The following is a 13,328-nucleotide window of genomic DNA, read 5'->3' as shown; positions in this document are numbered from 1 at the left end:
GCGCAGGAGGCGCCCGACGGCCCGCCGTCGTGGGTGACCGGCGACGCCGCCCCGCCGTCGGCTCCCGCAGCCCCGCCGCCGGTCTCCGCCGCTCCCGCGCGTGAGGCGCTCGAGGCGGCCCGGGCCGGGGGACCGGCCGAGCCGGCCGCCCCGGTGCGCTCCGCCGACGACGACGTCGACCCCGACGACCCCGACGCCGACTCCGCGGCCATCGACACCGAGTCGCTGCTCAGCCAGACGCTCGGCGCCAAGCTGATCGAAGAGATCAAGAACGACTGACCCGATGACCGGCCCCAACCCCATCCCAGACCTGCAGCGGGAGACCCGATGACCCAGAACCCCTTCGACGCCCTCGGTGGCGGCGGCTTCGACATGAACGCCCTGCTCCAGCAGGCGCAGCAGATGCAGCAGCAGCTCGAGGAGGCGCAGGCCAACCTCGCCCAGCAGACCGTCGAGGGCACCGTCGCGGGCGGTGCCGTGACGGTCACCGCCAACGGTGTCGGCGAGCTGGTCGGCGTGACGATCCGCTCGGGCGAGTTCGACGGGACCGACCCCGACGACCTGTCCGACCTCTCCGACCTCATCGTCGCCGCCTACCGCGACGCGCGCGCCAAGTCGGAGGCGCTGGCCGGCGACTCGCTCGGCCCGCTGACCGAGGGTCTCGGCGGAGGCGGCGGCATGCCCGGTCTCCCCGGGCTCGGCTGAGGGGCCTCGTTGTACGAAGGTGTCGTCCAGGACCTGATCGACGAGCTCGGCCGCCTGCCGGGCGTCGGTCCCAAGAGCGCGCAGCGCATCGCCTTCCACCTGCTCCAGGCCGAGCCCACCGACGTACGCCGTCTCGCCGACGTGCTGATCGAGGTGAAGGCCCGGGTGAAGTTCTGCTCGACGTGCTTCAACGTCAGCGAGGACGAGCAGTGCCGCATCTGCCGCGACGAGCGCCGTGACCCGAGCGTCCTGTGCGTGGTGGAGGAGTACAAGGACGTCGTCGCGATCGAGCGCACCCGCGAGTTCCGCGGCCGCTACCACGTCCTCGGCGGCGCCATCTCGCCGATCGACGGGATCGGCCCCGACCAGCTCCACGTCAAGGAGCTCATGCCGCGCCTCGCCGACGGCACGGTCACCGAGGTCATCCTCGCCACCGACCCCAACCTCGAGGGCGAGGCCACCGCGACCTATCTCACGCGCCTGCTCCTGCCCATGGGGTTGCGCGTGACCCGCTTGGCGAGTGGACTGCCTGTGGGCGGTGACCTCGAGTACGCCGATGAGGTCACGCTCGGACGAGCGTTCGCCGGAAGGAGATCAGCCGAATGACCGAGACCGACGAGAGGGTGTTCGGCGAGCAGATCGCCGACTCCGTGGAGAGCTTCCTGCTCGCACTGCGCGCCATCGCCCGCGAGGGCAACGGGTCGCAGGCGGTGTCGCTGCTGCTCCTCGAGATCAGCCAGGTCCTCCTGGCCGGTGCCCGGATGGGCGCCCAGACCGACTTCACGCCGCGCGAGGAGTTCCAGCCCGACGTGGGGCCCGAGGCCGACATCGACGACCTGCGGCTGCGGCTGGCCGAGATGCTCGAGGGCGTCGACGACTACTCCTTCGTCTTCGACCCCTACATCCCGGAGGTGGTCGTCAGCCGTCTCTCCGACGACCTGGCCTCGATCGCCATCGACCTCGAGAACGGCCTGCGCCACTACCGCGCGGGCAACGTCGACGAGGCCCTGTGGTGGTGGCAGTTCTCCTACGTCAACAACTGGGGCAACCTGGCCGGTGCGGCGCTCAACGCGCTGCTGACCGTCGTCGCGCACGACCGTTTCGACACCGACTTCGAGGCCGACGCCGACGCCGTGGCCGTCGCTGATGAGATGCTCGGGAGCGCCCCGGTCGCGCGCCCGTAGAATCGGCGGTGGCCTGTCGGCAACGGCGCCGACGGGCACGCCAGAGCTCCGCGGCCGCTGAGGGCCGCACACCGATCCCGAGGACCAACCGTGGGCATTGTCGTGCAGAAGTACGGCGGCTCCTCGCTCGCCGACGCCGACGCCATCAAGCGCGTCGCCCGGCGCATCGTGGACGTCAAGAAGGCCGGTCACGACGTCGTCGTGGCGGTGTCCGCCATGGGTGACACCACCGACGACCTGGAAGACCTCGCCAACGGCGTCTCGCCGCTGCCTCCGGCGCGGGAGATGGACATGCTGCTCACCGCGGGTGAGCGCATCTCGATGGCGCTGGTCGCCATGGCCATCAGCGACCTGGGCTACACCGCGCGCTCCTTCACGGGCTCGCAGGCCGGCGTGATCACCGACTCGGTCCACGGCAAGGCCAAGATCATCGACGTCACCCCGGGTCGCATCACCCAGGCGATCGGCGAGGGCCACATCGTGATCGTGGCGGGGTTCCAGGGGGTGTCGGCCGACACCAAGGAGATCACCACGCTCGGCCGGGGCGGCACCGACACCACCGCGGTGGCGCTGGCCGCGGCCCTCGAGGCCGACGTGTGCGAGATCTACACCGACGTCGACGGGGTCTTCACCGCCGACCCGCGGATCGTGCCAAGCGCCCGCAAGCTCGGCAAGGTCTCCTACGAGGAGATGCTGGAGCTGGCCGCGTGCGGCGCGAAGATCCTGCACCTGCGGTGCGTGGAGTACGGCCGCCGCTACGGCATCCCGATCCACGTCCGGTCGTCGTTCAGCCAGCTCGAAGGCACCTGGGTCGTCAACGACCCGCAGCTCAACCCCGGACCAGCCGGTCCCAGTGAGGGAGACACCATGGAACAGCCCATCATCGCCGGCGTGGCCCACGACCGCAGCGAGGCCAAGATCACCGTCGTCGGCGTGCCCGACAAGGTCGGCGAGGCCGCCCGCATCTTCGAGGCCCTGGCCGACGCGCAGATCAACCTCGACATGATCGTGCAGAACATCTCGGCCGCGGCGACCAGCCTCACTGACATCTCCTTCACGCTGCCCCGCAGCGACGGCCAGGTCGCGATGACCGCGCTGGCCCGCATCCAGGCCGAGGTCGGCTACGACAAGCTGCTCTACGACGACCAGATCGGCAAGGTCTCGCTGATCGGCGCAGGCATGCGCTCGCACCCCGGCATCACCTCGAAGTTCTTCGCCGCGCTCGCCTCCGCCGGCGTGAACATCGGGATGATCTCCACCTCCGAGATCCGGATCTCGGTCGTCGTGGACGAGAACGCCGTCGACGACGCCGTACGCGCGACGCACACGGCGTTCGACCTCGACGCCGACGAGGTCGAGGCCGTGGTCTACGGAGGCACCGGTCGATGAGCGCAAAGGTCAACATCGGCATCGTCGGCGCAACGGGGCAGGTCGGCGTCGCGATGCGCCAGATCCTGCTCGAGCGCGACTTCCCGGCCGACCAGGTCCGCTTCTTCGCCTCCTCCCGGTCGGCCGGAACGGTGCTGCCGTTCGGCGACCGTGAGATCACCGTCGAGGACGCCGAGACCGCCGACCCGGCGGGGCTCGACATCGCGCTGTTCTCCGCCGGCGCGACGACGTCCCGTGCGCTCGTGCCGAAGTTCGTCGAGGCCGGCGTCATCGTCGTCGACAACTCCTCGGCCTTCCGCAAGGACCCGGAGATCCCGCTCGTGGTCTCCGAGGTCAACCCCGACGCGATGGCGGCCGTCATCGAGGCCGGGCGCGGCGTGATCGCCAACCCCAACTGCACGACGATGGCCGCGATGCCGGTCCTCAAGCCGCTGCACGACGAGGCCGGCCTGACCCGCCTCATCGTGTCGTCCTACCAGGCGGTCTCCGGCTCCGGCGTCGCCGGCGTCGACGAGCTGGCCAACGCCGTGGCCGCGGCCGGCGACAAGGCGCGCGAGCTGGCCTACGACGGCTCCGCGATCGCGTTCCCCGAGCCGGTGAAGTACGTCGAGCCGATCGCCTACAACGTCCTGCCGATGGCGGGTTCCGTCGTCGACGACGGCCTCAACGAGACCGACGAGGAGCAGAAGCTCCGCAACGAGTCGCGCAAGATCCTCGGCCTGCCCGACCTGCTGGTCTCCGGCCTCTGCGTCCGGGTGCCGGTCTTCACCGGCCACTCGCTCGCGATCAACGCCGAGTTCGAGCGGGCGATGACCCCCGCCCGGGCCCGCGAGATCCTCGGCTCGGCGCCCGGCGTCGAGCTCGACGAGGTGCCGACCCCGCTCAAGGCGGCCGGCAAGGACCCGTCCTACGTCGGCCGGCTCCGTCAGGACCCGGGCGTCCCGGACGACCGCGGTCTCGCGCTCTTCATCAGCAACGACAACCTGCGCAAGGGTGCCGCCCTCAACACCGTGCAGATCGCGGAGCTCATCGCCGCCGCGCGCTGACCTCAGGAAGAGCCTGACCACCCCGCCCGTCAGCGGACGTCGTACGACGACGAGTGCGCGGAGGTGCCCGCCGCCGGGTCGTCACTGACGGCCGCGGTGACCCACCACGACGCGGCGTGGGAGATCGCCGACGCCACGGGGACGGCCACTAGCGCCCACCCCTCGTCGAGGGAGCCGAGCAGGAACACCAGCACCAGCACCGCCAGGATGCCGACGGCGAGGAGGCTGGTGGAGCCGGCGTGAGGTACGCCGAGCACGCGGAGCAGCAGGCTGCCGGCCCAGGTCAGCACAGCGAGGACGACCAGCAGGATGAGCAGCCCGGGGCCGCCGCCGCACGCCGACGTGCCGCGCACGGCCTCGCAGCCGACCCCGGCCAGCCACGCCAGCAGCACGGCGAGACCGCCGACGGCGACGCCGGTCAGGGATGCCGCGGGCAGGCCGCTGACCTGCACCGACGGGAGCCTCCGGGGGCCGGGTCGGGGCTCCGGCGCCGGAGGGGGCTGGACGACCACAGGGGCCGGAGTCTCGACCTCACGCGGGGGAGTGGACTCGTCGGCGACCTTCCTCCTGCGCCGCAGCGAGAAGGACGGCATCTCGAGCGGGGGACGGTCGTCGGCCATGAGGGGCACAGTGCCACACGACAGGAGCTCCCGGACCCACTCTGGGGTCCGGGAGCTCCGGTGGTCGGGCTGACAGGATTTGAACCTGCGGCCTCCTCGTCCCGAACGAGGCGCGCTACCAAGCTGCGCCACAGCCCGCCGCCCGGACCGAGAATTCCAGTCCGGGCAACGCGGGCGAGCATACCGGAGCGGTCGGGGGCTGCCGAAATCGCCCCGGTCCGGTGGGACCGGCTCAGGGGCTGGCTCAGGGGCCGGCTCAGCGTCGCTTGGTGAAGGTGAGGTGGGTGACCCCGCTGGGCGACGACACCGACTCGATGTCGAAGGTGTCCTCGAGCGCCTCGAGGCCGTCCCACAGCCGGGCACCCCGGCCGAGCACGATCGGCACGACCACGAGGTGGAGGTGGTCGACGAGGCCCGCGGCGAGGAAGTCACGCACCACGGACGCTCCGCCGCCGAGGCGTACGTCGAGGTCGCCGGCCGCCTCGCGCGCGACGGCGAGCGCCTCGGCGGGGGAGGCGTCGAGGAAGTGGAACGTGGTCCCGCCGGCCATCTCGAGCGACGGACGGGGACGGTGGGTGAGGACGTACGTCGGCGTGTGGAAGGGCGGCTCGTCGCCCCACCACCCCTGCCAGTCGGGGTCGTCCTGCCACCCGGGCGGGCCGAACTTGTTGGCGCCCATGATCTCCGCACCGAAGCCCACCTCGTGGCGGGCCGCGAAGACGGCGTCGACGCCGCGCTGGCCGGCCTCGGGATCCCAGAAGGTGGTGGCGAACATCCACTCGTGCAGCCGCTGCCCGGCGTGGCCGAACGGCGACTCCAGCGACTGCGGCTCGCCGGAGCCGAAGCCGTCGAGCGAGATCGAGAAGTTGTGGACCCGGACGAGTGGCACGTGTGGCTCCTTCAGGAGAGGGGCGGGCGGTCGAGCACGGTGGGGACGTAGTCGAGGAGCTGCAGGCGACCGTCGAAGGTACGGCTCTCGACGAGCTCGAGGCGGACGTCGGGATAGCCGTCGAAGACCCGGTCCCGTCCGGTGGCTCCGTTGATCACCGGGAAGACGACCAGCCGGAACCGGTCGACGAGCCCCGCGACGAGCAGCGAGCGGGCCAGCGTGAGGCTGCCGAGGGTGCGCAGCGGCAGTGGACCGGCCTCCTTGAGGACACGGACCGCCTCGACCGGATCGGCGGCCACGAGCCGGGTGTTCTCCCAGTCCAGCGGGTCGCGGAGCGTGGACGAGAAGACGATCTTGTCCATCGTCGCCAGCTGGGCGATGGCCTCGGGCTCCTCCTCCGCCATCCCGGACATCAGCCGGTAGGTGGTCGCGCCCATCAGCGTGGTGTGCTCCTCCTGCTCGCCGAGGAACGCGTAGTAGTCCGGGCCACCCATGCCCCAGAGACCGGGCCAGCCGTCCGCGGCGGCGCAGCCGTCGAGAGACACGATGAGGTCGACCATCAGCTCGGGCACGCCGGCACTCCCTTCTCGCTGGTTCCACACCACCACAACCGGGGGCGGGTGGAAAGGCCGGGCGGCGAGAGCTCAGGAAGCAGGGACGAGGGTCATCAGCGTGGCCTCGGGACGGCACGCGACCCGGAAGCGGACGTACGGGTTGGTGCCGAGCCCGGCCGACACGTGGAGCCAGGCCGAGCCGTCGTCGCCGGGAGCGGAGTCGGCGGGGTGGCGGTGCAGGCCGCGGGCGCGGGCGGGCTCGAGGTCGCAGTTCGTGGTGAGGGCGCGGCCGCCCGGGAGGCACACCTGGCCGCCGTGGGTGTGGCCCGCGATGATCGCGTCGTAGCCGTCGGCGGCGAACTGGTCGAGGACGCGGAGGTACGGCGCGTGGGCCACGGCCAGGCGCACGTCGGCCGTCGCGTCGGCCGGTCCGGCGACGCGCTCCAGGTCGTCGAACGCCAGGTGGGGGTCGTCGACGCCGGCGAAGGCGATGGTGGTGTCGCGCACCGTCAGCGACCCGAAGCCGTTGGTCAGGTCGAGCCACCCGGCCTCGGCGAAGCGTTCCTTGAGGCGGGGCCACGGCAGCTGCGGCGTCGAGGTGTTGCGCTTGCCCGTGTCGGGGAGCAGGTAGAGCAGCGGGTTGCGCATGCCCGGCGCGTAGTAGTCGTTGGACCCGAGGACGTAGACGCCCGGCACGTCGAGCAGTCCGCCGAGGGCGTCGGCGACGACGGGCACGGCACGCATGTGGGCGAGGTTGTCACCGGTGTCGATCACCAGGTCGGGCTCGAGGTCGGCGAGACCGCGCAGCCACTCCTGCTTGGCGCGCTGGTCGGGCGCCATGTGGATGTCACTGAGGTGCAGCACCTTCAGCGGAGCGTGTCCGGCGGGCAGCAGCGGCACGGTCACGCGGCGGAGGGTGTACTGCCGGGCCTCCCATGCGGCGTACGTCGCCAGGCCCACGCCGGCGAGCGTCCCGAGCCCGAGCGTGCGGCGTACGACGGGGAGGAAAGGCATTCGCCAAGGCTGCCACAATGGTGTTCATGAGTGCTCTGAAGGACCGTCTCCGCGCCGACCTGACCACCGCCATCAAGGCGCGTGACGAGCTGCGCTCCTCGACCATCCGGATGGTGCTGACCTCGATCACCAACGCCGAGGTCGCCGGCAAGGAGGCCCGCGAGCTCTCCGACGACGACATCATCGGCGTCCTGTCCACCGAGGCGAAGCGTCGCCGGGAAGCGGCCGTGGCGTTCCAGGAGGCCGGCCGCACGGAGATGGCGGCCAAGGAGGCCGCCGAGGGCGAGGTGATCGCCGACTACCTCCCCGCCCAGCTCGGCGCCGCCGAGATCGCCGACCTGGTGGCCGCCGCGATCGAGCAGACCGGCGCGGCCGGTGAGGGGATGCGCGCGATGGGCAAGGTGATGGGCGTCGTGACGCCCCAGGTCAAGGGTCGTGCCGACGGTGGTGCCGTGGCGGCCGAGGTGCGCGAGCAGCTGGGCTGAGGCCCCTCGGGGAACGCCTCAGCGCCGGCCGCCGCCGCCGCCGTTGCCGTTGCCGCGACCCCGGCCGCCCCCGTTGCCGTTGCCGTTCCCGCTGTTGCCCGCGGAGGGCGGCGGGGGCACGTAGCCGGTCGAGGTGTAGAGCGTCACCGTGTCGCCGCTGCTGAGCTGGCCGCCGCCCTCGGGTGAGGTGTAGGCGACCAGGCCGGCGCCGGTCTCGGAGTTGACCTGGCCCCCGTCGGCGACGGTGAACCCGGCGGCCTGGAGCGCCGCGGTCGCGGCCTCGACGCTCTGGCCGGCCACGTCGGGCACCGTGCTGAGCACGCCGGCGATCTCGTCGCCGGGCGGCGTCTGGAAGTCCTCGTAGGGCAGCTTGGCCGACGCCGCGGCCATCGCCTCGCCCCAGATCGGACCGGCGACGGTCGAGCCGAACGCCTCGTAGATCGTGCTGCCTCCGACGACCTGGCCGTTGAGGGTCATCCACTCGCCGAACTCGTTGGCGCCGGCGACCATGGCTGCCGTGGCGAGCGTCGGGGTGTAGCCGACGAACCACACGGCCATGTTGCTGTTGTTGGTGCCGGTCTTGCCCGCGGAGGGCTTGTCGATGGCGATGTTCTGACCGAACCCGCCGGGCTCCATGACGCCGCGCAGGATGTCGTTGACGGCGTCGGCGGTCGCGCCGGGCATGACCTGCTCGCACTGGCTGGCGAAGTCCTTGAGCGACGTGCCGGACGAGTCGAGCACCTGGGTGACCGGTCGGGGGTCGCAGTGCAGGCCGCGGGCGGCGAAGGTCGCGTAGGCCTGCGCCATCGTCAGCGGGTCGGCGTCGGAGACGCCGAGGATCCACGACGGCACCTGCTGGGCCTGGGGCACCTTGACGCCCATCTGCTTGGCCAGCTCGAGCGGCTCGCACATGCCGGTGCGGGTCTCGAGCTGGGCGAAGAAGGTGTTCACCGAGTGCTGGGTGCCGCTGTAGAGGTCGAACGTGCCGGCGCCGGTGGAGTTCTGCGGGTCCCAGCCCTTCTGATCGCCGGCGTAGGGGCCGTCGCAGGTCTCGAAGTCCCAGTCGTCGAAGTGCATCGTCTGCGGCGAGTTGATGCTCGTGCTCAGCGGGATGCCCTGGTTGATGGCGGCGGCGAGGACGAAGAGCTTGAACGTCGATCCGGCCTGGAAGCCGTTGGCATCGCCGTACTTCTTCGGGACGGTGTAGTTGAGGTAGGTCTCCCCGCCCTTCTTGTCCTTGCCCATCGGGCGGGACTGGGCGAGCGCGCGGACATCACCGCTGCCGGGCTCGATCATCGCCAGGCCGCCGATGGCCTGGTCGGTCTGGTAGACGTGGGAGGCGACCGAGTCGTCGGCAGCCTTCTGCATGTCGAGGTCGATCGTGGTGTTGATCGTCAGGCCGCCGTTGTTCAGCGTGCGGCGACGCTCCTTGGGCGTGTCGCCGAGCACCGGGTCCTTGAGCAGCCAGTTGACGACGTAGTCGCAGAAGAACGGCGCGCGCGACTGCTGGCAGCCGTTGGGCGAGGTCTCGATGTCGAGCGTCTTCGCCAGGGGCCTGCCCTTGAGCCGCTCGGCCTTCTTCTCGGTCAGGATGCCGAGCTGCGCCATCCGGTCGAGGACGACGTTGCGCCGGCCCTCGGCACGCTCGGGGTTGTCGACGGGGTCGTAGCCCACGGGGTTCTTCACGAGGCCGGCCAGCGTCGCCGACTCGAGCAGGTTGAGGTCCTTGGCGTTCTTGGAGAAGAAGTGCCGCGCCGCCGACTGGACGCCGAAGGCACCGTCACCGAAGTACGCGATGTTGAGGTAGCGCTCGAGGATCCAGTCCTTGCTGTGGTTCTTCTCGAAGGCGATCGCGTAGCGGAGCTCGCGGATCTTGCGCGCGTAGGTCTCCTCCGTCGCGGCCTTGCGCTCCTCGTCGGTCTCCGCCTGGTAGAGCAGCGTCTGCTTGACCATCTGCTGCGTGATGGACGAGCCGCCCTGCACCGAGCCGCCGTTGGCCTGGTTGGTGACGAAGGCGCGGACCGTGCCCTTGAGGTCGAGGGCGCCGTGGTCGTAGAAGCGGTAGTCCTCGATCGCGACGATCGCCTTGACCATCGGCCGCGAGATCGAGCCCAGCGGCACATTGATGCGGTTCTGGTCGTAGAGCGAGGCGATCAGGTTGCCGTTGACGTCGTAGATGCGCGTCTTCTGCGACAGGTCCTTCGCCTCGAGCGACTCGGGGAGGTTGACCATGCCCTTGCTGACGTCCTTGGCGGCCACGCCGACCAGGCCCGCGAACGGGATGGCGAGGCAGGCGACGAGGACTCCCATGACGACCGCGACGGCAGCCATGACCGCGAGGTGGGACGCCACGCGACCGGCGGGACGGCCCGGGGGGCGCCCGGAGGGCGAGGACGAGCGTGAGGACATGCGCACCAGAGTACGGGGCGGACGCCTATCACCCGGAATTCCAACGGCGCAGCCAGATAGTCACATTGGACTATACGAATTGAGCCACACGGTCCCTGCCTGGACCGGCGAGATTCGTTTACTTTTCATTCTGAGTCAGGGATGGCCGCTATGGGGGCGGCCGACCGGCTCGACAATCACCGTGGGGTTTGACTTATGTGGGTCGAGGACTGGGCAGCACGCGCCGCATGCAAGGGCGACACGCCGGACGCACTGTTCGTGCGTGGCGCAGAGCAGAACAAGGCCAAGCAGGTCTGTGCGGGATGCCCCGTCCGGACCGAGTGCCTCGCCGAGGCGCTGGACAACCAGATCGAGTGGGGTGTCTGGGGCGGGATGACCGAGCGTGAGCGCCGTGCGCTGCTCCGCCGTCGCCCCGGCTCGTCGTGGCGCACCATCCTCGAGACGGCCCGCACCAAGGTCGAGGCTCCCTCAGTCTCGGTCTGAGACGTGCAGCGGCGAGTGAGGAACGAGTTCGCCGCGTGGGCACGGCCAGATTGAGCAAGGCCCGCGGCTGAGGAACGAAGCCGCGACGGTTGCGTCGAAATCAGCTCTGCCGCGCGAGGCTCTCGCCGATCGCGCGGAGGCCGTCGAGGTCGTGGACGTCGGTCGCCATCGCGGGCACGACCGCGGTCGGCACCTTCGGGTGGGCCGCAGCGAAGCGCTCGCGCAGGTGCTGCTCGCGCTCGATGATGCGGACCCGGTCGGCGTGGAGCCGGAGCAGACCGGCGGTCAGTGACGAGGAGTCGCCCGACTGCAGCCGGTCGGCGGCGGTGATCGCCGCCTCCGCCGACAGCTCGGTGCGTGCCGATGGGCTGGCCCGGTTGACGACCAGGCCCGCCAGTGGCATGTCGTCGTCGGTGAGCCGGTCCACGAAGTACGCCGCCTCGCGCAGCGCGTCCGGCTCCGGTGCCGCGACCACGACGAAGGCCGTGCCGTCGGCCTGGAGCAGGGCGAACGTCTTGTCCGCCCGCTGGCGGAAGCCGCCGAACAGGGTGTCGAAGGCCGCGACGAAGGTCTGCATGTCGCGCAGCACCTGCGCCCCGAGCACCTTGGTCAGCGCGTTGGTCACGACCGAGAAGCCGGCCGTCATCAGCTTGGCCGGACCGCGGGCCGGGGCGAGCAGGAGCCGGATGAAACGGCCGTCGAGGAAGCTGGACAGCCGCTCCGGGGCGTCGAGGAAGTCGAGCGCGGAGCGCGAGGGCGGGGTGTCGACCACGATCAGGTCGTGGCTGCCGTCGGCCAGCGCCTGCCGGTGCAGCTGGCCCAGCTTCTCCATCGCCATGTACTCCTGCGTGCCCGCGAACGAGCTCGACAGCGCGACGTAGAACGGGTTCTCCAGGATCTGCTTGGCCTTCTCCGGACTGGCCTGCGACTCGACCACCTCGTCGAAGGTGCGCTTCATGTCGAGCATCATCGCGTCGAGCGACCCGCCCGCCTCCGCGTCGACGGCCGCGACCGGGCGCGGGGTGTTGTCGAGCTGACCGATCCCCATCGACTGCGCGAGCCGGCGCGCCGGGTCGATGGTCAGCACGACCACCTTGCGCCCCCGCTCGGCGGCGCGCAGCGCGAGCGCGGCGGACGTCGTGGTCTTGCCGACACCGCCGGCACCGCAGCACACGATGATCTGGGTGGTCCGGTCGTCGAGCAGCGCGTCGACGTCGAGCACGGGTGGCGCGTTGTTCATTCGGGGTCCCTGCGGCGTTGTCCGGGGGAGCGGAGCGGGGGAGGAGGACGTCGTGGGGTGGTCTTCATGCCATTCCCTGGTGGCGCAGCAGCTGGGCCAGCTCGACGAGCGCCCCTTGGTCGATCCCGCTCGCGAGGCGCGGCAGCTCGTAGGTGGGCATGCGCTCGGCAGCGACGAGCTCGCGCTGCTCGTCCTCGAGGTGACGTCGTACGGCGTGGTCGCGCGCCTCGGCGACGAGCGACCCCACCAGGCCGGCGTCGACGTCGACCCGGGCGCGGGTCAGCTCGGAGGTCACAGCGGTCGGGTCGACGGTGTCCTCGCGCACCTGCGCCAGCGCGCTCGGGCTGAGGTCCTGCGGTCGCACCAGGTTGACCACGACACCACCGACGGGCAGGCCCGCCGCGCGGAGCTCGCTGATGCCGTCCGAGGTCTCCTGGACGGGCATCTCCTCCAGGATCGTGACGAGGTGCACGGCCGTGCGCGGCGAGCGCAGCAGCTCCATCACCTTGTCGGCCTGGGTCTTGATCGGTCCCACCTTCGCCAGGCCGGCCAGCTCGGAGTTGACGCCGAGGAACTGGCAGATGCGGCCGGTGGGCGGCGCGTCGAGCACCACGGCGTCGTACGTGATCTGGTCCTTGTGCCGACCGCCGCGGGGCCGCTGCACCGCCTCGTAGACCTTGCCGGTGAGGAGCACGTCGCGCACGCCGGGCGCGATGGTGGTGGCGAAGTCGATGACGCCGAAGCGGTCGAGCGCCTTCCCGGCCCGCCCGAGCTTGTAGTACATCGAGAGGTACTCCAACAGCGCCGACTCGGGGTCGATGTGGAGCGCGTGGACCTGGCCGGCGCGTCCGTCCCGGTCGGGCGCGCCCTTGGCGATGCGGCGTTCCTCGTAGGGCAGCGGGTCGACGTCGAACATCCGGGCGATGCCCTGGCGGCCCTCGACCTCGCAGAGGAGCACGTTGCGACCGGACGTGGCCAGCGCGAGGGCCAACGCCGCCGCGACCGTCGACTTCCCGGTGCCGCCCTTGCCGGTGACGACGTGCAGGCGCACCTTCGGCCAGTCGTCGAGGCGTTCGGCGCTCGCAGTCACGAGCCGAGGATAGCGATCCGGCGTCGGTCCGTTCCTGTCGCTTCTAAGCGTGAACGCGCGTCTTTGTGTCCATGGCGACCGGCTTTTGCTTGACCGGCAAACAAAAGTCTGCGAACGTCCGCACAGGACCCCTCGTGACCCACGTCACAAGCGCGTCCGCTCCTCTTTGCTCGCGCACGCCTGCACCGCCGTACTCACCCGCCGTACTCACCAGCCCCTG

Annotated in this window: 14 protein-coding genes, 1 tRNA gene and 1 pseudogene; 8 read left to right on the top strand and 8 right to left on the bottom strand. The window is 70.9% G+C overall.

Annotated elements, in window-relative coordinates:
• From ACXJKB_RS13230 to ACXJKB_RS13205, 6 genes and pseudogenes are all read left to right on the top strand, one after another.
• Nucleotides 1-279, top strand: a pseudogene (locus ACXJKB_RS13230) (hypothetical protein); the annotation flags it as partial.
• A 48-nt stretch (nt 280-327) separates the two neighbouring features.
• Nucleotides 328-705 carry a YbaB/EbfC family nucleoid-associated protein gene (locus ACXJKB_RS13225; protein ID WP_191194125.1) on the top strand — a complete coding sequence of 126 codons (378 nt, stop codon included), beginning with the start codon at nt 328-330 and terminating at the stop codon, nt 703-705.
• Between the two features lie 9 nt (nt 706-714).
• Complete coding sequence (recR, locus tag ACXJKB_RS13220) at nt 715-1,311, top strand: recombination mediator RecR (RefSeq protein ID WP_191194126.1); 597 nt, start codon at nt 715-717, stop codon at nt 1,309-1,311.
• The gene (locus tag ACXJKB_RS13215; RefSeq protein WP_300048699.1) at nt 1,308-1,889 is read left to right on the top strand and encodes a DUF5063 domain-containing protein; all 582 of its coding nucleotides are present in this window, start codon (nt 1,308-1,310) and stop codon (nt 1,887-1,889) included. Before recR ends, ACXJKB_RS13215 begins: the two co-directional genes overlap by 4 nt.
• 90 nt (nt 1,890-1,979) lie before the next feature.
• Nucleotides 1,980-3,278, top strand: coding sequence for an aspartate kinase (locus ACXJKB_RS13210; protein WP_457189037.1), 1,299 nt, complete (start codon nt 1,980-1,982; stop codon nt 3,276-3,278).
• On the top strand, nt 3,275-4,324 hold the full coding sequence (locus ACXJKB_RS13205) for an aspartate-semialdehyde dehydrogenase (RefSeq protein ID WP_457189035.1): 1,050 nt from the start codon (nt 3,275-3,277) through the stop codon (nt 4,322-4,324). The genes ACXJKB_RS13210 and ACXJKB_RS13205 overlap by 4 nt, the downstream gene beginning before the upstream one ends.
• Nucleotides 4,325-4,353: 29 nt before the next feature.
• On the opposite strand, the gene ACXJKB_RS13200 is transcribed toward ACXJKB_RS13205, so the two are convergent.
• The 5 genes from ACXJKB_RS13200 to ACXJKB_RS13180 form a co-directional block, all read right to left on the bottom strand.
• Complete coding sequence (locus ACXJKB_RS13200) at nt 4,354-4,944, bottom strand: hypothetical protein (protein ID WP_457189033.1); 591 nt, start codon at nt 4,942-4,944, stop codon at nt 4,354-4,356.
• Nucleotides 4,945-5,005: 61 nt separating this feature from the next.
• Nucleotides 5,006-5,082, bottom strand: a tRNA-Pro gene (locus tag ACXJKB_RS13195).
• A gap of 118 nt (nt 5,083-5,200) precedes the next feature.
• Complete coding sequence (locus tag ACXJKB_RS13190; protein ID WP_457189031.1) at nt 5,201-5,833, bottom strand: dihydrofolate reductase family protein; 633 nt, start codon at nt 5,831-5,833, stop codon at nt 5,201-5,203.
• Between the two features lie 11 nt (nt 5,834-5,844).
• A complete protein-coding gene (locus tag ACXJKB_RS13185) occupies nt 5,845-6,405 on the bottom strand; it encodes a dihydrofolate reductase family protein (protein WP_457189029.1) in 561 nt (186 codons plus the stop codon).
• 72 nt (nt 6,406-6,477) lie between these two features.
• Nucleotides 6,478-7,401 carry a metallophosphoesterase gene (locus ACXJKB_RS13180; protein ID WP_457189027.1) on the bottom strand — a complete coding sequence of 308 codons (924 nt, stop codon included), beginning with the start codon at nt 7,399-7,401 and terminating at the stop codon, nt 6,478-6,480.
• Nucleotides 7,402-7,427: 26 nt separating this feature from the next.
• On the opposite strand from ACXJKB_RS13180, the gene ACXJKB_RS13175 reads away from it, so the two are divergent.
• On the top strand, nt 7,428-7,886 hold the full coding sequence (locus tag ACXJKB_RS13175) for a GatB/YqeY domain-containing protein (RefSeq protein WP_457189025.1): 459 nt from the start codon (nt 7,428-7,430) through the stop codon (nt 7,884-7,886).
• 18 nt (nt 7,887-7,904) lie between these two features.
• Here ACXJKB_RS13175 and ACXJKB_RS13170 read toward each other — a convergent pair whose 3' ends face one another.
• The gene (locus ACXJKB_RS13170; RefSeq protein ID WP_457189023.1) at nt 7,905-10,295 is read right to left on the bottom strand and encodes a transglycosylase domain-containing protein; all 2,391 of its coding nucleotides are present in this window, start codon (nt 10,293-10,295) and stop codon (nt 7,905-7,907) included.
• A gap of 195 nt (nt 10,296-10,490) precedes the next feature.
• Between ACXJKB_RS13170 and ACXJKB_RS13165 the strand changes: the two genes are divergently transcribed.
• Nucleotides 10,491-10,778 (top strand): WhiB family transcriptional regulator, encoded by a 288-nt coding sequence (locus tag ACXJKB_RS13165; RefSeq protein WP_191194136.1) that lies wholly within the window; start codon nt 10,491-10,493, stop codon nt 10,776-10,778.
• Between the two features lie 100 nt (nt 10,779-10,878).
• Here the strand turns inward: ACXJKB_RS13165 and ACXJKB_RS13160 are convergent, their stop codons facing one another.
• Both ACXJKB_RS13160 and ACXJKB_RS13155 read right to left on the bottom strand, forming a co-directional pair.
• Entirely contained in the window at nt 10,879-12,018 is a 1,140-nt protein-coding gene (locus ACXJKB_RS13160; protein WP_457189021.1) for an ArsA family ATPase, read from the bottom strand.
• Between the two features lie 64 nt (nt 12,019-12,082).
• On the bottom strand, nt 12,083-13,108 hold the full coding sequence (locus ACXJKB_RS13155) for an ArsA-related P-loop ATPase (RefSeq protein ID WP_457189019.1): 1,026 nt from the start codon (nt 13,106-13,108) through the stop codon (nt 12,083-12,085).
• Nucleotides 13,109-13,328 lie beyond the last annotated feature (220 nt).

This window comes from Nocardioides sp. P5_E3 (assembly GCF_054049275.1).
The sequence above is the reverse complement of the archived record's forward strand: the minus strand, read 5'-3'. Positions and strand labels throughout refer to the sequence as shown.

Coding starts and splice junctions, on each gene's coding strand:
- ACXJKB_RS13205 (WP_457189035.1), top strand. CDS start 3,275: ATGAGCGCAAAGGTCAACATCGGCATCGTCGGCGCAACGGGGCAGGTC.
- ACXJKB_RS13165 (WP_191194136.1), top strand. CDS start 10,491: ATGTGGGTCGAGGACTGGGCAGCACGCGCCGCATGCAAGGGCGACACG.
- ACXJKB_RS13180 (WP_457189027.1), bottom strand. CDS start 7,401: ATGCCTTTCCTCCCCGTCGTACGCCGCACGCTCGGGCTCGGGACGCTC.
- ACXJKB_RS13160 (WP_457189021.1), bottom strand. CDS start 12,018: ATGAACAACGCGCCACCCGTGCTCGACGTCGACGCGCTGCTCGACGAC.
- ACXJKB_RS13175 (WP_457189025.1), top strand. CDS start 7,428: ATGAGTGCTCTGAAGGACCGTCTCCGCGCCGACCTGACCACCGCCATC.
- ACXJKB_RS13225 (WP_191194125.1), top strand. CDS start 328: ATGACCCAGAACCCCTTCGACGCCCTCGGTGGCGGCGGCTTCGACATG.
- ACXJKB_RS13200 (WP_457189033.1), bottom strand. CDS start 4,944: ATGGCCGACGACCGTCCCCCGCTCGAGATGCCGTCCTTCTCGCTGCGG.
- ACXJKB_RS13170 (WP_457189023.1), bottom strand. CDS start 10,295: ATGTCCTCACGCTCGTCCTCGCCCTCCGGGCGCCCCCCGGGCCGTCCC.
- ACXJKB_RS13215 (WP_300048699.1), top strand. CDS start 1,308: ATGACCGAGACCGACGAGAGGGTGTTCGGCGAGCAGATCGCCGACTCC.